Origin of the sequence: Levilactobacillus sp. (assembly GCF_022646225.1) — a bacterium.
Classification (GTDB): Bacteria; Bacillota; Bacilli; order Lactobacillales; family Lactobacillaceae; genus Levilactobacillus; species Levilactobacillus suantsaiihabitans.
This window is the reverse complement of record NZ_JALCJA010000006.1, coordinates 123,846-141,799: the sequence shown is the minus strand read 5'-3', so window position 1 is coordinate 141,799 and position 17,954 is coordinate 123,846. Positions and strand designations below refer to the sequence as shown.

Here is a 17,954-nt window from a genome sequence, read left to right as displayed (position 1 = left end):
CAGCGTTCCAGCCTAGAATTTCACGTAACGGTAAGGCGACCAGCACGGACTGTATCGCAACTTTAATGGCCGCGGCCCCACTGGGTCAGCTGGGCCACCACGTTTTTCAGGATCTTGATGCCCAGCTGGTAATCCGGTTCTGACCCCAGCATGCGAAAGGCCAAAGTCCACGCATCGTGGTACACGCTAACGGTCAGTTGGAAATGTGGCATCGTGCGGTAGGCGCCCGCAAAGTAGATCTGGCTGACGCTGGTCTCACCAAAGCGCAGGCGCGTGTGGTCAATATGCCCAAAATTGGCAAAGGAGATAGCCGCTTGAGGCCGGTGCTTCCCCGCCAACCGGCGCACCAGTTGAGGTGGCAGTGCGCGGCTCATGCGGTTTAACTCAACCAATGGTGGCAAATAGGCCAGCTCATCTCGGAGTTGGGTGATGGTCGCTTGCGTGCGCTGAACCACATCGGCCAGTTGATCGCCCGTTTGGACGGTAATGGGAATCGGCATTTCACTGGTCAGGTTGGCCACTTGGACCACGTTGGTCGCCGCGACGGGCCCGTGCAGACGCAGATCCACTTGATACGGGATCACCAAGCGACTCTCGCCGGTCAACGCAAAGAGCGCCAAGGCATAGGCCGACAACAACACGGCGTTCATGGTCACATTTTCCGACTGGGTCCGCTGGCGCAACCGCCGACTAACCACGCGCGGAATTGTGGCTTCACCGCGGTGATGGTGCACGTCGCCCCGAAGACGCGGGAAAGTCTCATCGGAGTTGCCGTTGAGGCTGGGCAAGGCCCGATGGGGATGGCGCAGGTGGTTTAAAATTTTTCGCACGCTGCGCTCATTGGTAAAGTTGGCCAGGTCTTGCCCGTCATAGGCGGCGGCGAGCAGGTACAGGTAGTGTTTGAAACCCTCGCCGTCCGTTAACAGGCGGCTCATGGAAATCCGCAACGCATCGTAATCGGGATGGTGGAGCACCTGGACCTTCAGTTGTGGCCCCGCCAAGACGTCGAGAGCGGCGCGGCCGGGATCATGGGCGGCCGTAAATTCTTCGATCACCTGATCTAAGGCGCTGGCCTCGACTTCGAATCGGTTCCAGCGTAAATTGTAGCGACCCAACACCTGCGGGACCACCGTTTGCGTCGTGGCAATCGCGGTCTTCAACCGGGCCACGTCAATGGGGTGCGTCAAACTCAGTGTACACTCGAGTAACGGATACGTTTCCGCCAAATCTAGCGTTGGCATCAAGTCCAACGGTTCGCCATGATAGATCATGCTAACACCCCTCCTTGCTAATTTTACCCACAGTATAGCAAAGTTGCCGGGACGAGCCGCAGCATTTTACTCAGATATTGCAAAAAATTAATTAACCCGTAACTTTTCGTTGGGGTCGCCGTTTGCGGGTGACTCTGTTAGAATGGGATCAGAAAAAATGAATGAGGTGACCTTTTTGGCAAATCAAGCAGCACCCGTCTCCTGTAACGCCACGCTTATCGTGACCAGCCACCGGGTATTTCAGCCCGATTTAAATGAACATGACTCCGTCTTCGGTGGTAAGATTCTCTCGTTGGTCGATGACAGCGCCTCCGTGGCCGCCGTGCGGTTGACCCACAAGACCGTGGTCACGGCCTCCTTTGACCACGTCAGCTTTCTGCGGCCCTTTCACCTGGACGACTCCATGTTCCTGGAAGCCTATGTCACGGGGACTGGCACGCGGTCGCTGGAGGTCTTCGTGAAGATCATCGGCGAAAACCTGACGACCGGCGAGCGCTTCGTTGGCTACACCTGCTTTATTACCTACGTGATCGAGGACCCCACGGCGAGTGACCCGTTGCCAGACATGCTCCCCGTCACCGCCGAGCAGCGTTACATCTGCGCCGGCTATGCCAAACGAACTGCCCAACGTAAGGAACGCCGCATCGAACAACGCGGTCTAAACGCCCACGTCACGGTCTCTTCACCGTGGCCAATGTAATTGTTTCATGTGAAACATCACGAATTCAAACGACAACTAGCGCGGTACCAGGACCTTGCCTGGCACTGCGCTAGTTTTATTTAATCTGCTGAAAGCTGAAAGACGAAATCAACTGAAACTATTGTGATCATGCGACTCATGGCGTTAAGATTGTTCGTTGACAGCTTCGTAGCGGGAACTGGCCGCTTACCGTTCGCCAAATATGGGTTGGCGCACTAGAGCGGATGGGTCGAGCCAAAGGACGGTCTCGACGCCTCGCTTTGAGCTGAAGTTCACGTCTCAAAGTGGCCTCATGGCCGAAACGTGCGCCAACAGGCAACTGGTTCCGCTTAACCCTGCTAGGCAAATAATCCAAAACCAGGATTATCCGCCTAGCACCGTTAATGCTCGCCAGTTAACCGCCTGTTGGCACACTCTATTTAAGCACCTGGGCGCTCTGCCACTCGCGGTCCAAGATACCGTAGCTGTAGAGGTCCAGCCAGCGGCCATCCTGAAACACGCCCTCGCGGTTGACGCCTTCACGCACGAAGCCGACCGCCTCGTAGGCGTGAATGGCGGCTAGATTGTTGGCGTTGACCTCGAGCGTGACCTTGTGCAGGCCTAATTCGTTAAAGGCAAACGACAGAATCGTGTTCAACGCGTCCTCGCCAAAGCCTTGTCCCCGGTCACTGACGACGGGCAGGGCAATGCCCAGCGTGGCGCGGCGGTTCTTAAAGTACACGTCATCGAGCACGACCCACCCCAGCAGGCCGTCATCGGCGTTGGCCCGAATCATGAAGAAAAACCGCTCATTGTTGTCGGGCTCGGCCGCTAGCTCACTGTATTCCGCCGCCGTCCACGGGTGAAAGGCATCCGCCGACAAATTTCGCAAGAGGCCGTCCTCCCATTGCGTATCCTGGAGCCATTCGGCATCCCCGTCACGCATTTCCGTTAAATGGACCAAATTTCCCTGAACCACGTCTTTCATCATCCTGACCCCCTGTGTGTTTGTTCCCACTCTACCACAGGTCCGCGCCAAGCCAAAATAGTTGGCGGCCACCACCATCTAGCCTATACTGAACCCAGCTCTTAAAGGAGGACATACGCTATGAAAATTATGGTAATTGGGGCCACCGGGATGGCCGGTTCTGCAGTTGTTGCGGAAGCTTTACGACGGGGACACCAAGTGGTGGCGGTCGCTCGGTCGACGGCCAAATTAGCCGCCTTGGGCACTAACGCCAACCTCACAACCCAAGTCACCGACGCCTTTGCGCTCACGGCAGCGGATCTCACAGCGGTCGATGCCGTGGTCGACGCCTTTGCGACCGCACCTACCAAGGCCTACTTACACGTTGACCTGGCCGCCCACCTGGTGGCGCAACTGCGCGACACCACGACGCCGCGGGTCGCCTTTATCTTAGGTGCCGGCAGCCTGTTTACGGGGGCAGACCATCATCTGTTCGTCCGTGACCTGGAAAAGGACCCCCACGCCGCCGACTTCATTCAGGTCCCGCAAAACCAGCTCAAGGAACTGAATTTCCTGCGGGACGTCGACAACGTCAACTGGTTTGGCGTCTCACCGGCCGCGGATTTCCACCCCGGCGAAGCGGTTCCCGCACTCTTGGGCACCAACGACCTGTTGGTCAACGCCGCCAAGCAATCCGGTACCAGTACCAGCACCATGGCCGTGACCTTACTCGACGAACTGGAACGCCCGCAACACCACCAGACGCGCTTTACTGTCGCTGATAAATAGTTCCATAGAGAGTGGGCCAACAGGCTGCCTGTTGGCCCACGTTTCAGCTAGGTAAAAGTGACGCGAACGAGCCTGGGAGGCTTTGGCCCAGGCTTGTTTTGACTAACCCGGTTGGCCTGGGGGCTACCGCTGAAAAAACGGGGATCAACCAGCAGTTAGTGCCATCCCCCTTCAGCGAACCGTAGACGGCCTGTTTTCACCATGCCACCGTATCATCGCGCGGCATTTTTTGGTATGCTAGTCACCAGAAAAACTTAATATAGAAAGTTGCGATGACTTTGAAAACGAAATTAACTTGGCGTCAGATGCTCTTCATTGGCATGATGCTCTTTGGCCTGTTCTTTGGGGCCGGCAACCTGATTTTTCCCGTCTACCTGGGCCAACAAGCCGGTCATCACGTCGGCGCGGCGGTCGTCGGGCTCCTGTTGACGGGGATCGGGTTGCCCCTGCTAGGGGTCGCCGGAATCGGTATGACGCGCAGTGAAGGCGTCTTTGACCTGGCAACAAAGGTCAATCGGCCCTTTGCCTACGCCTTCACGATTCTGCTCTACCTCACCGTGGGCCCGTTCTTTGCCCTGCCACGGCTGGCGACCACGTCCTTTCAAATCGGGCTGGCACCGTTCGTGCCCACCGCCCAACAAGGCTGGGTCCTAGCCGGCTTTTCCATTGCGTTTTTCGCGTTAGCCTGGTGGCTGGCCCGCAACCCCGGCAAGCTGATGACTTACATTGGTAAATGGCTAACGCCGTTGTTCCTGATTTTACTGGGCCTACTGATGCTCGCGGCCTTCCTCAAACCGATGGGCGGCTTCGGCTTTGCGGCTCGCGGCGCTTACGTGGCCAGTCCGGTGGCGACCGGGTTCACGGAGGGTTACAACACCCTGGATGCCTTGGCCTCACTGGCCTTTGGCATCGTGGTCATCGATAGCATTCGCGCACTCGGTGTGACCGAACCTGGTCAAATCGCCAAAGACGTGATCAAGGCTGGCATCATCTGCGTGGCCTTGATGGGTGTAATCTACACGCTGCTGGCATTAATGGGGACCATGAGTCTGGGCAAATTCAGTCTGGCCGAAAACGGCGGCATCACCCTGGCGCAGATCGCCAACCACTACTTCGGGACCTTCGGCAATCTCTTATTGGCCCTGCTGGTGATCGTGGCCTGCTTGAAAACGGCGATTGGTCTGATCTCGGCCTTTGGTGACACGCTCCACGGGATGTTCCCGCGGATTTCTTACGCCTGGCTGATTGCGTTGGCCAGTATCCTGCCGTGTTTGTTTGCTAACGTTGGGCTGACTAAGCTGATCAGCTACTCGACGCCGGTTCTGATGTTCCTGTACCCGCTGGCCATCGTTTTGATTGCCTTAGCGGTCCTCTCCCCGCTGTTGGGGACCAGCCGCTGGTTGTATGGCCTGGGGATGCTCTTCACGCTGATTCCGGCGATTTTTTCCGCTGTCGCCGCCCTGCCTGCAACTTGGCAACACGCCGGTTGGGCCCAGGCCATCTTGACCGTCAATGCCCGACTCCCGCTGGCCGCTCGGGGCTTCAGTTGGGTCGTCCCTGCACTGATAGGGTGTCTGTGTGGCTGGTTCATGAGCAAACTATTAGACCGTAAATCAAGTTAAACTAACAATCACGGACATTTATCATTTCATTTTATGAGAATATCTGATAAAATATAATTAATTTATAATTCTTCTCAGACGATTGTCAGATGAAATGAGGTGAACCGGATGACTCAAGTACGTTACCCTACAACCCCGCTCAAGATCGGCGTCACGATTCTAACCGTGGTCATGTTACTGGCCATGTTGCTGGTACCCAACCCCGTGGTCGTGGCCTTTCTATGTTTTAGCTCGCTGATCACAGCGATGATCCATTTCAACGTCTTCGAAAGCAGCGCGGACACGAATCCACTCAACCGCATCGACCTTGCCATTCAGGTCATTTATCTCGTGGCCTCGGTCGCTAAAGCCTTCATCATTGGTGGCCACGCTTAACGCAACGTAAAAAAGCCCCAACGCAACCCAGCACTTGTGTGCCTGGCTGCGTTGGGGCTTTTTCGTTTTGCTTGTGGCTCCCATTGTATGCTAAACTCAGTAAAACATTTCTGAAAGGTGACCCGCATGAAAAAATACGCAATCTTTGACTTAGACGATACCCTCCTGGACTTTAGCCGGGGTGAAACGGAAGGCATCACGCAGATCTTCCAAGAAAACGGGGTCACTGATATCGATTCCTTAATGCAGACCTATCTGACCATCAACCATGAGATCTGGCATCAGATTGAACAAGGCGCCGACCGCGGTCCGCTGCTAGATACCCGGTTTGCCCGGACATTTGCGACGGTGGGACTGTCTGTGGACAGCATTGCCCTGGAACGTGAGTATAAGGCCATGCTGGCCCACAACTACTACACGCTCCCCGGCGCCAGTGACCTCTTGACCCACCTGAAACAAGCGGGGCTGACCATCATCGTGGCCACCAACGGCACCAAGTCCGTTCAGGAAAGCCGACTGGCCGGAGCAGGCATCACGCCGTACTTCGATCAGATCTTTATTTCCGAAGACCTGGGCTATGATAAGCCCGATCAACGTTTCTTTGCGCCCATCTTCACGGCCTATCCGCAGCTCACCCGTGACAACGCCTTGATGATTGGCGATAGCCTGCGATCCGACATTTTGGGTGCGCGCAATGCGGGGCTGGACAACGTTTGGTACAACCCGCAACATCTGACCAACACTAGCGCGGTCGTGCCGACCTATGAGGCTCACGACTTTAGCGACCTGGCGCGGTTACTGTTGGCCTAACCCCACTCCATGCGGTCCATGTCCGTTCGCTCAAAGCGCCGCGGCGTTGGGGCCAAATGGGGCGGCAACGGTTGTTCTAAAAATGCCAGCTGTGTCAAGGCCTCCCATTCGCTCTTGGGCATGATGACCGCGGCCTTGGCGTCGTCGCCGTCGGTCGGTGTGATCACCACGGTCTCTTGCAAGCGGTGAACGGCAGCCAGGATCAATTCCAGATCCTGCTGGGCGGCTAGCGGCGTATAGTGTTTCAATTAAACTCCCCCTCTAATCTGTTCTCAATTGGGCTGCTGCCGGCATTGCGGTGTTCGCCAGAAATGCTGGCGCCTCCCCTAACCAATGCCGTCAGCGACGCCCGACTTCGCTAAGTCTACCGGACTTATGTTTCATTTGTGCAAAGAACCCGTAAAAGTTTTGTATAATCACTGGTAATTATTAATAATAGTTATCGATTAGTAATTAATAACAAAAAGGCCTTTCTCCACCACGGCTCAGCCGCTATGGAGAAAGGTCTTTTTTTCAGTGACAGGTTAATCTACTTTAGCAATCTTTCCTTGTTCAATGTACACACTCAAAATTGCGATGTCGGCGGGGTTGACCCCACTGATTCGGCTGGCTTGGGCTAGGGTTTCGGGTTGAATCTTCTTCAGCTTTTGGTGGGCTTCCGTGGCCAGACCGTCGATGGCATCGTAGTCGATCTTGGCTGGAATGGCCTTGGCCTCCATGCGCTTCAGCTTGGCGACGTTATCCTCGGCCTTCTTGATGTAGCCGGCGTACTTCAAGGAGATTTCAATTTCCTCGACGATGTGTCGGTCCAACGGTTGGGCGGGGGCCGGAATGAACTGCAACAACGTTTGGTAGTCCACGTAAGGCCGGCGTAAGAAGACGGCAGCCAAGACGCCATCCTGCAGCGGCTTGTCTCCGTGGCTTTCGATAAACGCATTGATCTCGGCACTTGGCTTAATCCGAATGCTGTTCAACCGGTCGATTTCGTCCTTAAGGGCGGCCTTTTTAGCTAAGAAGGCGGCGTAACGCTCGTCACTGATCAGGCCCAGCTCATGTCCCTTGGCCGTTAACCGTAAGTCAGCGTTGTCGTGCCGCAAGATCAACCGGTATTCGGCCCGGCTGGTCAACAAGCGGTAAGGTTCCTTGGTGCCTTTGGTGACCAGGTCATCGACCATGACCCCAATGTAGGCGTCGGAACGCTTCAAGGTAAAGCCTGGCTTGCCTTGGGCCCGCAAACCGGCATTGATTCCGGCTAAGAGACCTTGGCCAGCGGCTTCTTCGTACCCCGACGTCCCGTTCGTTTGCCCCGCCGTGAAGAGGTTCTTCAGCGGCTTGGTCTCTAACGTTGGGCGCAATTGGTAAGGGGCGACCACGTCATATTCAATGGCGTAACCGGGCCGCATCATTTGCGCGTCTTCGAGGCCCTTGATGGAGTGCAAGATCTTTTGTTGCACTTCTTCAGGCATGGACGTGGACAGGCCTTGAACGTACCATTCATCGGTGTTGCGGCCTTCTGGCTCTAAGAAGAGTTGGTGCCGAGGCTTGTCGGCAAACCGCACGATCTTGTCCTCAATGGATGGGCAATACCGGGGGCCGACCCCTTCAATGACCCCTGTGAACATCGGGGCGCGGTCTAAATTGGCCTTGATGATCTCATGGGTCTTTTGGTTGGTGTAGGTCAACCAGCACGACAACTGATTCTTTAATTCGAGGTAAGCACTGTCAGGCGTGGTGAAACTAAAGTGGTTCGGTTCCACATCCCCTGGCTGTTCTTCGGTCTCATCGTAGTGGATCGTGTTGCCGTCGACCCGTGGTGGCGTCCCGGTCTTGAACCGTTCCAAATCAAAGCCGTACTTGGGCAAATTGGCCGTCAACTTGGTGGCTGGCTGGGAGTTGTTGGGACCTGAAGAATACATCAGTTCCCCGATGATGATCTTGCCCCGAGCAGCGGTGCCGGCCGCGATGACCACGGACTTGGCGCTGTAGTGCGCCCCCGTATTGGTGATGACGCCCTTGCAGACGCCATCTTCCACGATCAGATCGTCCACGATGCCTTGACGCAGGGTCAAGTTAGGTTCGCGTTCGATAGTGTGTTTCATTTCGGCGTGGTAGGCGTGCTTATCGGCCTGGGCCCGCAATGCGCGGACGGCCGGGCCTTTCCCGGTGTTGAGCATCCGCATCTGGACGTAGGTCTTATCAATGTTGCGGCCCATTTCGCCACCCAATGCATCAATTTCGCGGACAACGATTCCTTTGGCAGGACCCCCGACGGATGGATTACATGGCATAAACGCCACCATATCCAAGTTGATCGTCATTAACAGGGTCTTGTTGCCCATCCGTGCAGCGGCCAAGGCGGCCTCGCTGCCGGCATGACCGGCCCCCACGACGATGACGTCGTAGTCCTGGCCGGGGTATGCAATTACTTCAGTCATGGTTCTTTCCCTCCAAGTCTAGCCGTTAAACGGTTAAACGATCTCTTTTTACGTTTCTAAGTTTGTTTCAATTACCTTGTGCCGTGCTGGTCGCCTACCGTTCGCCCAATATGGGCTGGAGCGCGCGCTTTGAGCCGCAAAACACGTCTCAAAGACGCCAGTTCCCTAACCAGCAAGCTGCTAAGGGAACTCCCACGGCTGAGCCCATATTGGCCTTCACTCTCGGCTACTAACGGCGCTGTCACTGACACTGACTAGAGTCGACCAGTGCCAGGCCACATAACCGCGTTCACGCCACCATCGTCGCCGGAGGCCGCCAGGAATGGCGCCAGCTGTGACAACGGTGTTGACTGCCGTTTTGGGGCAGTCTACAGCGTGGGACGACTTTGAAGACCCGTGGTTTGCGGGGCTTCAAAGCGAGATGGAAGCCCGCCCTTTGGCTGGAATCGGTCCCCATAGAAGGCAGAATTCCTGGCAGCCGCAGGCAACTGGCGCGCCACGACAGGCGACCAGCTCACACCGCTGTTGCCTTGGGTTATTTACCCAAGCAGAATTGGCTGAACAGTTGGTCGAGCAGCTCGTCTTGGTAGCTGTCACCGGTGATCTCGCCCAAAAGGTCCCAGGCGCGGGTCATGTCGATTTGGACCAAGTCGACGGGCATCCCCGCCGCAATGCCGCTTTGCACATCCGTCAAGGCGTCACTGGCTTGGTGCAGCAACCCGATGTGCCGGGCGTTGGTGACCATCACCGTGTTTTGACTGGACTCGATACCCTCATCAAAGAATAGGTGCGCGATCGTTGATTCCAACTGGTCCATCCCGGTACTTTGCAAGATGGACGTCTCGATAATCGGGCTGTCCTTCGCCTCAGCCTTGACCGCTGCCATGTCTAGTTGATTTGGTAAATCGGTCTTGTTTAAAATAAGAATCCGTTGGGTATCCTGCGTCGCCTGTAACAGCTCGCGGTCCTCGTCGGTCAGGGGTTCACTGGCGTTTAAGACCAGCATGACCAAATCAGCCGTGTTGATGGCCTTGCGCGAACGTTCCACCCCAATCTTTTCGACCTTATCTTGGGTGTCACGAATCCCCGCCGTGTCGATCAACTTCAACGGAACGCCCTTGACGTTCACGTATTCCTCGATCACGTCACGCGTGGTCCCGGCCACGTCGGTCACGATGGCCTTGTCTTCGTGCAACAAATGGTTCAACAGGCTACTCTTCCCCACATTGGGGCGGCCGACGATGGCCGTGGCCAAGCCTTCGCGCAAGACCTTGCCTTGCTTGGCGGTGGCCAGTAAGACCTTGATTTGCTTTTGGACCTCTTGGGCCTTTTCTAGCAACATCTTGGTGGTCATCGTTTCCACGTCATCGTATTCGGGATAGTCGATATTGACCTCGACTTGGGCCAGAGCATCCAGGATGTCTTGACGCAAATTTCGAATCAGCTTAGACAGATCACCATCTAATTGGTCTAAAGCTACCTTCATGGACTTGTCCGTTTTGGCCCGAATCAGGTCCATCACGGATTCCGCTTGGGTCAAATCGATCCGGCCGTTCAAGAAGGCCCGCTTGGTATATTCCCCGGGTTCGGCCAACCGCGCGCCGTAGCTCAAGCACAGCTGTAAGATGCGGTTGGTGGCCACGATGCCCCCGTGACAATTGATCTCGATGATGTCTTCTTTGGTGTAGGTCTTAGGCGCCCGCATGACGGTCACCATGACCTCATCCACCTCTTCGTTGGTTTCTGGGTCGACGATGTGGCCGTAATGAATCGTGTGGCTGGCCACCTTCGTTAAGTCAGCCCCCTTGAACAACTTTCCGGCAACGGCAAAGACTTCTTCGCCGCTCAACCGAATAATGGCAATGCCCCCCTCACCAGGTGGGGTCGAAATTGCCGCAATGGTATCAAATTCTGTGGTCGTGACTGCCATGAGCCATCCTCCTTTTTGTCGTTTATCGTCGTTTACGCGGCTGAATGCCCCCTTCCTGTGGGCAAACGCACCGGGCGTATCATTTAACGCCATAAAAAAAAGCACCCACTCCACGCCACCTAACTCTGCGTGGATAAAGTACTTTCACTACTTTATCGTAAACTTGATAAGAATGATTGTCTTCACTATAAGGGCTAACGGCGCATTTGTCAAACCTAAACTATGCTGGTTCGATCACAACCGCGCGGTGCGGCTCTTTGCCGGCCGAATAAGTGCTGACGTAGCGGTTCTTGGCCAGGACCGCGTGAATCTGCTTGCGCTCAAATGACGGCATCGGATCCAAATAAATCGGCTTGCCGGTCGCCACGACCTCGCGGGCCGTACTTTCCGCCAGCCGGGTCAGAGTCGCCGTCCGCCGTTCCCGGTACCCGGCGACGTCCAGTACCACGTCCACGTGTGCGGCGCCATGATGGTTTAAATACAACTGGGCCAGACTTTGCAGGGCGTTGATGGTCCGCCCGTGCTTGCCGATCAACAGGCCTTCCTTGTCGGTGGTGAAGGCCAGGTGAATCTGTCGGTGGGCCGTGTTTTCGACGTCTAACGTGGCGTCAATGCCCAGTTGCTCGACGATTGTGGCCAAGTAGTCCTGGACGCCGTCAATGGCCGCTTGACGTTGCTGACGGCGTTTGGCCGGGTCCACGGTCGGTTGTGGGGTCGTCGGCTGAAGATGAGCCACTGGCGCTTTTGTTGCGGCCTCAGGGGCCGGAGTCGGTTGGACCTGTGGCTTAGGTTGGGGTTGGGCCTTTTTGGCCTGCTTCATGGCCTTGGCCACCGGTTTGAGCGTGACGTCGACCATCGCATCGCGTTTACCAATGCCTAAAAAGCCCTTACGCGGGGTCGCAACCACCTTTGTTATCACTTGGTCGCGGCTGGTGTTTAACGCCGCCACGCCTGCAGCAATCGCTGCTGCTTCCGTTTTCCCCGTGTAGATCGTCATCGTCCATTCCTCCATGTCTTTTTCGCTAAAATTTAGTATACCATACGTGACCACCGACCAGTTGCGCTTTCCCCCCAGCGGCAAGATTTTCCAGTGCGTTTGTCGTTCACAGCTTCAAGGTGAGCGCTGGTCGCCTACCGTTCGGCCAATATGGGACTGGAATGCGGTGGGCGGGCCGGTCGAGCCAAAGTGCGGTCTCGCCCTCGCTTTGAGCCGAAAAGCACGTCTCAAAGACGCCAGTTCCCTAACCAGCAAGCTGCTAAGGGAACTCCCACGGCTGAGCCCATATTGGCCGAACTCTCGGCTACGGTGGTGGTTGTTGGCGACAATCGCTTTAGTTCTCGGCAATCCTCATCCTGTCCGTCGAATTCAGCCTACCCAGCTTGCCGGCAAATAGCCTCTTGCCGAAATCAGCCAAGAACAATCCCGGCGGAGGCATCCCCAAATTAGCTATTGGCGCAACGCCAACGTTTCTAATCCCATCGCAACCGCATCCCCAGTTAGCTAATTTACGCAATGCCACCGTTCCTAACCCCACCGCCTTGGCAGGCCACAAGTTCGTGTTACCTCTCGCCAAAGACTAAGAAAGCCTTAAGTTTCGGGGTCGACGGGTAACAAAAATCGGTTTCATTTCGTTAGTAATAGTATAGCGCCACCTGAAAGGAGGTGAGTCTTGCAACTCACCCAGTCACCAAGCAACATCCGTTTTCTGCCTACTCTCTCAGCAATCGTCTTTGAGGCTAAAAAAAGCCGCCTGGCACCTGGCCGGACGACTTGAGAAATGCATTTTCAAATATTACTTGCGTTTGCTTTGCTTGGCCCGCCGAATAGCTTTTCTAACGGCGCGGTCGTGCTTGGCCTTTTCCTTTTGTTTCTCATCGCGTTCCGCTTGGATCTTCCACGGATTTTGAATGAGCAGGGTTTGTCCCACTTGGAAAATGTAGGAAATCGTCCAGTACAACGACAGGGATGATGGGACGTTTAGGGCGGTAAAGAAGACCACCACTGGCATCCCGACAACCATCATCGTGTTCATGGAGTTGGTTTCCGGTGCCGACTTGGTCGTTAACCACGAACTAGCGAACGTGGCCAAGGCGGCTAAGATCGGTAACACAAAGTACGGGTCCTTGTGGCCCAATTGTAACCACAAGAAGTTCCCGGACCGCAGAACGGCCGTCCGCCAAATGGCCTGGTACAAAGCCCAGATGATTGGCAGTTGGACCAACGCTGGTAAACAGCCCATTAATGGGTTGATGCCGGCTTCCGAATACAGCTTTTGCTGCTCGGATTGCAGCTTAGCCATCGTTTCGCGGTCTTTAGACGAATATTTCTTTTGCAGAGCCTTGAGTTGGGGTTGGACCTCTTGGGTCTTCCGCATGCTGCGCGTTTGGAAGATCATCAGTGGCATCAAGATCACCCGAATGATAATGGTGAACACGATGATACCGACACCGTAACTGCCGCCGAACAAGTTGGCCAACCAGATAATCGCCCGCGAGAAGTTTAAGACGATCAGGCCGTCCCAAATCCCGGTACTTTGATTGGTGATTGGTTTGTTGCTACAAGCGGAGAGGATAAACACCAGACTGACAATGCCCAGCATGAGTAGGGTACGTTTGTACTTTTTCACGTTTTTCACGTTTATTCCTCGCTATAATTGGAATCCAACAGTTTCGCTAACTTCAACACGTGGACCATACTGCTTTTCGCATCGGCCATGCTAATGCCGTCAGCGCGGGGCCGAGCAATCACGAGGAAATCCACATCCTGTTTCAGGTATGGCTTCAACTCAAGAAGGCTCTGACGGATCCGGCGCTTCACCCAATTGCGGTGAACGGCGTTACCAATCTTTTTACCGACGGAAATGCCGACCCGGAAGTGTTTCTGGTCAGGCTTAGCCATTGAGTAGACCACGAATTGCCGGTTTGCGACCGAATTCCTGGTTTCAAAGACCTGCTGAAATTCCGCTTCTTTCTTAATGCGGTAAGATTTTCGCATGTGCATCTCCAAAGTTCTCGATTTTGCAGTCCGCGCGGGATTGGTGATCCAGTCTCCCCGCAGATAAAATAAAAAGACCACTGAACCTTCAGCGGCCTATGCAGACAATACTTTACGTCCCTTTTGACGGCGACGTGCTAATACTTGACGGCCATTGCTAGTGCTCATCCGCTTGCGGAAGCCGTGGACACGTGAACGGTGACGTTTCTTTGGTTGGAAAGTGCGCTTCATCGTAAAATCTCCTCTCTTAACTATGACTATTTATTTTTTATCTGGAAATCCAGACAAATACTAAATGCATTTCCTGAACATATTAGCATAAAAATCCCAAGAATGAAACCTAAACTTGCGGATTTCACGAAAAAATTGTGGGGACAAAAATTTGTTTCATGCACTTTGCTTGTGGATAAGTTGCTATTTCAGAAAAAGTTATCCGGGAGTTGCCAACCGAGTTATCCACCATTCCACAGCCTGTTTATTTTTTAATTTTAGGAATTGTGATTTCTGTGGATAACTTGTGAAACACTTGATACTATCACTTTCACAGTTCACACCATCCTGTGCATAACCATTTCGTCAAAAAGTTATTCACAGATTCTCGCACCCTTGTGGATAACTCAATCCACTTCCTGTGAAACAATTATGCACAGCTCCAAATACCCTGTGGAAAACTTTTTTTCTTCATGCTACACTGGACTTACGTTTTCTTTTGGGCGGAGTCCGTCCAAAAGTTCAATGAGCTTTCTAAACTAAAATAGGGGGATACCTCAGTGCCAGATATGTTAACTTTGTGGACTGATATCAAAGCGTTGTTTGAGGAAAACAACTCGAAGACAGCCTACGCGACTTGGATCGAAACCGCCAAGCCGATTGCCTTGAATGGCAACAAATTAACGTTGGAACTCCCATCACCCCTGCATCGTGATTACTGGACCCATCAACATCTGGACCAGCAATTGGTAGAATACGCATACCAAGCCGCTCACGAAGATATTCAGCCCGTGCTCATCTTAGAGGGGGAACGCCAGCAACAAGCGACGCTCAAGGCCAAGACGGCCACCCCCGGAGAAAAGGTGACGACTGAACCGACGCCGACCTTTATGAAGGAAACGGCGCTTAATTCTCGCTATACGTTTGACACTTTTGTCATCGGTAAAGGCAACCAAATGGCCCACGCAGCGGCCTTGGTCGTCTCTGAAGAACCCGGCGTGATGTACAATCCGCTGTTCTTTTACGGTGGCGTGGGGTTGGGCAAGACCCACTTGATGCACGCGATTGGCAATAAAATGCTAGAAGATCGCCCGGACACCAAGGTCAAATACGTGACCAGCGAGGCCTTCACGAATGACTTTATCAATGCGATTCAAACCCGTACGCAGGAGCAGTTTCGTCAGGAGTACCGCAACGTTGACTTACTGCTAGTTGATGATATTCAGTTCTTCGCTAATAAGGAAGGAACGCAAGAAGAGTTCTTCCATACCTTTAATGCCCTCTACGACGACGGCAAGCAAATCGTCTTGACGTCCGACCGGCTGCCTAACGAAATTCCTAAGCTCCAAGACCGCTTAGTCTCTCGGTTTGCCTGGGGATTATCCGTGGACATTACGCCCCCGGACCTCGAAACGCGGATCGCCATCTTGCGCAACAAGGCCGATGCTGATCAAATCGACATCCCCGACGACACGCTCAGCTACATCGCCGGGCAGATCGACTCCAACGTCCGGGAATTGGAGGGCGCCTTAGCGCGGGTACAAGCTTACTCGCAGCTGATGCACCAACCGATCACCACGGACCTGGCCGCCGAAGCCTTGAAAAGCCTCAACCTGGCCAACGCCAGCGATGCCGTCACGATTCCCGTGATCCAAGACCGGGTGGCCAACTACTTCAACGTGTCACTCAAGGATCTGAAGGGGAAGAAACGCAAAAAGGCGATCGTCATGCCGCGCCAGATTGCCATGTACCTGTCGCGTGAACTCACCGAAGCCTCACTGCCGCGCATCGGCAACGAATTCGGCGGGAAAGACCATACCACGGTGATTCACGCCTATGACAAGATCACCGAGATTTTAAAGACCGATGCCCAGCTACAAAAGGACATCGACAGCTTGAAAGATGAATTAAGGCGGTAAACCGCGGCGCACTGGCTGCCGTGCGTTTACCAACGCGTTAGTGCTTGAGCAGCGTTAACCTGATCGTCGCTGGTCACCAGTCATCGGCGGACTCGCGGCGGTCTTTTTGTGACCACTTGCGGTATGATAGAAGCAGGTGACCACAGCGCGTGTGGATAAGATTGACAAACACCTAAAGTTTTCCACAAGTTATCCACAGGTGGAAAACGGTATGTAACCGGCTGTTTCTCAAAGTTATCCACAGAATACACCGCTCTACTACGGCTACTGTTTTTTATCTTTTAATTAAGTTAAACCACCCGCACCATGAAAAGGAGTGTCAGTTTATGAAATTCACCATCAACCGGGCCGCGTTCGTCAAGGAACTAAACAACGTCTCCCGGGCCATCTCTTCAAAGACGACGATTCCCATTTTGACGGGATTAAAAATCGTGGCCAGTGACGCTGGGTTACTCTTAACCGGGTCCAACGCCGATATTTCTATTGAAACTTTGATTCGCGCCGATGATCCCGACCTGGGCTTGTCCATTGACGAACCGGGAGCCATCGTCTTAACGGCGCGGTTCTTCAGCGAAATCGTTAAACGCTTGCCAGAAAAGGAAATGACCGTCACCGTTAAAGACGGGTTCCAAACCGAAATCACTTCCGGTGCGGCGGCCTTTAACATCAACGGCCAAGATGCCAACAACTATCCGCATTTACCAGAGATCGACGCGGCCGATTCCGTCGTCTTATCTGGTGCGGTCTTCAAAGAACTGATTGGCCAAACCGTCATTGCGGTCTCCAACCAGGAAAGCCGGCCGATCTTAACCGGGGTTCATTTTGTCTTGTCCAACAACCAATTCTTGGCGGTCGCCACGGATAGTCACCGGCTGAGCCAACGGCAAATTGAATTGCCAACACCTAGTGACGCAACGTTTGACGTTATTATCCCCGGGAAGAGTCTGACGGAATTGTCCCGGATGATCGGGGATGACGACACTGACGTGAAGATGCAATTCTCCGAAAACCAAGTGTTGTTCCTCTTGGGTGACACGTCGTTTTATTCCCGGCTGCTGGAAGGCAACTACCCCGATACGTCGCGGTTGATCCCTAAGGAAGCCTCGACCACGGTCGAATTCGAAGCGCCAGAACTGTTGGCTGCCGTCGAACGGGCCTCACTGTTGTCCCATGAATCGCGGAACAACGTGGTCAAGCTGACCTTAACGCCAGCTGAAAACCAAGTCACCATCTTCAGTAACTCCCCAGACGTCGGGAACGTTGAAGAAGACTTGGCCCCCAAGGAACTGGATGGCGAAGACCTCGAGATCTCGTTTAACCCAGATTACATGAAAGATGCGCTCCGCTCCTTCGGCCAAAGCACGATCCGGGTGGCCTTTACCTCAGCGTTGCGGCCATTCACCCTGGTTCCGACCGAAGACACCAGCAACTTCATTCAACTGATCACGCCGGTACGGACGTTCTAGAAAATTTCACAAGCCATTTCACAAGCGAATTCACAAGCACTGCCACGCATCAGCGGGCGGTGCTTTTTTATTGAGAGTGGGCCAATAGGCGCTTAACTAGCACCGTTAAGCGGAACCGATTGCCTGGTGGCACACTTTTCGGCAGGGTGGCGGCATTCAACGTGGCTTGCAAAGTAAAGCGAGGCGTTAAGGCCAACCGTGACTCGGCTCGTCCAGATCAGTGTTCCCAGCCAGATCCGAACCATAGGCACTCAAATAGGGGGATGTGACCACAGGCTGTGGCGGTTAGTTTCCCGCCAATTCACGGTGATTGGGGGCGTTAATGACCTGCTGCTAGGGGCAAGAGCGGCTAATATAACAATTTTTATCAAAAATCCAGCTAAATTTTGACGATTTCCGCCGTAACCGGGCTATTTTTGGTTCTGAGCAAATTTACTGGCTTTTTGGCAAAAATATCAAGAATGGCATAAATCGGCTGAGAGGCGA

The 17,954-nt window shown here is 54.1% G+C and carries 16 protein-coding genes; 7 read left to right on the top strand and 9 right to left on the bottom strand.

Annotation, left to right across the window (positions count from 1 at the left end):
- Positions 1 to 62 precede the first annotated feature (62 nt).
- Positions 63 to 1,271, bottom strand: coding sequence for a condensation domain-containing protein (locus LKH74_RS10905; protein ID WP_135367791.1), 1,209 nt, complete (start codon positions 1,269 to 1,271; stop codon positions 63 to 65).
- A gap of 175 nt (positions 1,272 to 1,446) precedes the next feature.
- Here LKH74_RS10905 and LKH74_RS10900 point away from each other — a divergent pair, with 175 nt between their 5' ends.
- Positions 1,447 to 1,971 carry an acyl-CoA thioesterase gene (locus LKH74_RS10900; RefSeq protein ID WP_225428685.1) on the top strand — a complete coding sequence of 175 codons (525 nt, stop codon included), beginning with the start codon at positions 1,447 to 1,449 and terminating at the stop codon, positions 1,969 to 1,971.
- Between the two features lie 415 nt (positions 1,972 to 2,386).
- On the opposite strand, the gene LKH74_RS10895 is transcribed toward LKH74_RS10900, so the two are convergent.
- Positions 2,387 to 2,938, bottom strand: a complete 552-nt coding sequence (locus LKH74_RS10895; protein WP_287789002.1) for a GNAT family N-acetyltransferase — start codon at positions 2,936 to 2,938, stop codon at positions 2,387 to 2,389.
- Positions 2,939 to 3,058: 120 nt separating this feature from the next.
- Here LKH74_RS10895 and LKH74_RS10890 point away from each other — a divergent pair, with 120 nt between their 5' ends.
- The 4 genes from LKH74_RS10890 to LKH74_RS10875 all read left to right on the top strand — a co-directional run bounded on the left by LKH74_RS10890 (position 3,059) and on the right by LKH74_RS10875 (position 6,513).
- Positions 3,059 to 3,706 carry an NAD(P)-dependent oxidoreductase gene (locus LKH74_RS10890; protein WP_287789001.1) on the top strand — a complete coding sequence of 216 codons (648 nt, stop codon included), beginning with the start codon at positions 3,059 to 3,061 and terminating at the stop codon, positions 3,704 to 3,706.
- Between the two features lie 278 nt (positions 3,707 to 3,984).
- On the top strand, positions 3,985 to 5,328 hold the full coding sequence (gene brnQ / locus LKH74_RS10885) for a branched-chain amino acid transport system II carrier protein (RefSeq protein WP_287789000.1): 1,344 nt from the start codon (positions 3,985 to 3,987) through the stop codon (positions 5,326 to 5,328).
- Between the two features lie 108 nt (positions 5,329 to 5,436).
- Positions 5,437 to 5,703: a hypothetical protein gene (locus tag LKH74_RS10880; RefSeq protein WP_135367795.1), complete on the top strand. Its 267-nt coding sequence runs from the start codon at positions 5,437 to 5,439 to the stop codon at positions 5,701 to 5,703.
- A 126-nt stretch (positions 5,704 to 5,829) separates the two neighbouring features.
- Positions 5,830 to 6,513: a YjjG family noncanonical pyrimidine nucleotidase gene (locus tag LKH74_RS10875; protein WP_135367796.1), complete on the top strand. Its 684-nt coding sequence runs from the start codon at positions 5,830 to 5,832 to the stop codon at positions 6,511 to 6,513.
- Here LKH74_RS10875 and LKH74_RS10870 read toward each other — a convergent pair.
- The 7 genes from LKH74_RS10870 to rpmH form a co-directional block, all read right to left on the bottom strand.
- Entirely contained in the window at positions 6,510 to 6,761 is a 252-nt protein-coding gene (locus LKH74_RS10870; protein ID WP_287788998.1) for a type II toxin-antitoxin system Phd/YefM family antitoxin, read from the bottom strand. The genes LKH74_RS10875 and LKH74_RS10870 overlap by 4 nt on opposite strands.
- Positions 6,762 to 7,037: 276 nt before the next feature.
- The gene (gene mnmG, locus LKH74_RS10865; RefSeq protein ID WP_287788996.1) at positions 7,038 to 8,948 is read right to left on the bottom strand and encodes a tRNA uridine-5-carboxymethylaminomethyl(34) synthesis enzyme MnmG; all 1,911 of its coding nucleotides are present in this window, start codon (positions 8,946 to 8,948) and stop codon (positions 7,038 to 7,040) included.
- 535 nt (positions 8,949 to 9,483) lie between these two features.
- Entirely contained in the window at positions 9,484 to 10,878 is a 1,395-nt protein-coding gene (gene mnmE / locus LKH74_RS10860) for a tRNA uridine-5-carboxymethylaminomethyl(34) synthesis GTPase MnmE (protein WP_135367798.1), read from the bottom strand.
- 220 nt (positions 10,879 to 11,098) lie between these two features.
- Entirely contained in the window at positions 11,099 to 11,875 is a 777-nt protein-coding gene (jag, locus tag LKH74_RS10855) for an RNA-binding cell elongation regulator Jag/EloR (protein WP_287788995.1), read from the bottom strand.
- A gap of 796 nt (positions 11,876 to 12,671) precedes the next feature.
- Positions 12,672 to 13,505 (bottom strand): membrane protein insertase YidC, encoded by an 834-nt coding sequence (gene yidC / locus LKH74_RS10850; RefSeq protein ID WP_225428687.1) that lies wholly within the window; start codon positions 13,503 to 13,505, stop codon positions 12,672 to 12,674.
- Positions 13,506 to 13,516: 11 nt separating this feature from the next.
- The gene (gene rnpA, locus LKH74_RS10845) at positions 13,517 to 13,873 is read right to left on the bottom strand and encodes a ribonuclease P protein component (protein ID WP_135367800.1); all 357 of its coding nucleotides are present in this window, start codon (positions 13,871 to 13,873) and stop codon (positions 13,517 to 13,519) included.
- A gap of 96 nt (positions 13,874 to 13,969) precedes the next feature.
- Positions 13,970 to 14,104 carry a 50S ribosomal protein L34 gene (gene rpmH, locus LKH74_RS10840; protein ID WP_081624573.1) on the bottom strand — a complete coding sequence of 45 codons (135 nt, stop codon included), beginning with the start codon at positions 14,102 to 14,104 and terminating at the stop codon, positions 13,970 to 13,972.
- Between the two features lie 539 nt (positions 14,105 to 14,643).
- Here rpmH and dnaA point away from each other — a divergent pair.
- Together dnaA and dnaN are read left to right on the top strand one after the other, a co-directional pair.
- Positions 14,644 to 16,002 (top strand): chromosomal replication initiator protein DnaA, encoded by a 1,359-nt coding sequence (gene dnaA, locus LKH74_RS10835; RefSeq protein WP_135367801.1) that lies wholly within the window; start codon positions 14,644 to 14,646, stop codon positions 16,000 to 16,002.
- 326 nt (positions 16,003 to 16,328) lie between these two features.
- Positions 16,329 to 17,468 carry a DNA polymerase III subunit beta gene (dnaN, locus tag LKH74_RS10830; protein ID WP_287788992.1) on the top strand — a complete coding sequence of 380 codons (1,140 nt, stop codon included), beginning with the start codon at positions 16,329 to 16,331 and terminating at the stop codon, positions 17,466 to 17,468.
- The last annotated feature ends 486 nt before the right edge of the window (positions 17,469 to 17,954 follow it).

Coding starts and splice junctions, on each gene's coding strand:
- LKH74_RS10905 (WP_135367791.1), bottom strand. CDS start 1,271: ATGATCTATCATGGCGAACCGTTGGACTTGATGCCAACGCTAGATTTG.
- LKH74_RS10895 (WP_287789002.1), bottom strand. CDS start 2,938: ATGAAAGACGTGGTTCAGGGAAATTTGGTCCATTTAACGGAAATGCGT.
- LKH74_RS10890 (WP_287789001.1), top strand. CDS start 3,059: ATGAAAATTATGGTAATTGGGGCCACCGGGATGGCCGGTTCTGCAGTT.
- LKH74_RS10880 (WP_135367795.1), top strand. CDS start 5,437: ATGACTCAAGTACGTTACCCTACAACCCCGCTCAAGATCGGCGTCACG.
- LKH74_RS10875 (WP_135367796.1), top strand. CDS start 5,830: ATGAAAAAATACGCAATCTTTGACTTAGACGATACCCTCCTGGACTTT.
- mnmG (WP_287788996.1), bottom strand. CDS start 8,948: ATGACTGAAGTAATTGCATACCCCGGCCAGGACTACGACGTCATCGTC.
- mnmE (WP_135367798.1), bottom strand. CDS start 10,878: ATGGCAGTCACGACCACAGAATTTGATACCATTGCGGCAATTTCGACC.
- jag (WP_287788995.1), bottom strand. CDS start 11,875: ATGACGATCTACACGGGGAAAACGGAAGCAGCAGCGATTGCTGCAGGC.
- rnpA (WP_135367800.1), bottom strand. CDS start 13,873: ATGCGAAAATCTTACCGCATTAAGAAAGAAGCGGAATTTCAGCAGGTC.
- rpmH (WP_081624573.1), bottom strand. CDS start 14,104: ATGAAGCGCACTTTCCAACCAAAGAAACGTCACCGTTCACGTGTCCAC.
- dnaN (WP_287788992.1), top strand. CDS start 16,329: ATGAAATTCACCATCAACCGGGCCGCGTTCGTCAAGGAACTAAACAAC.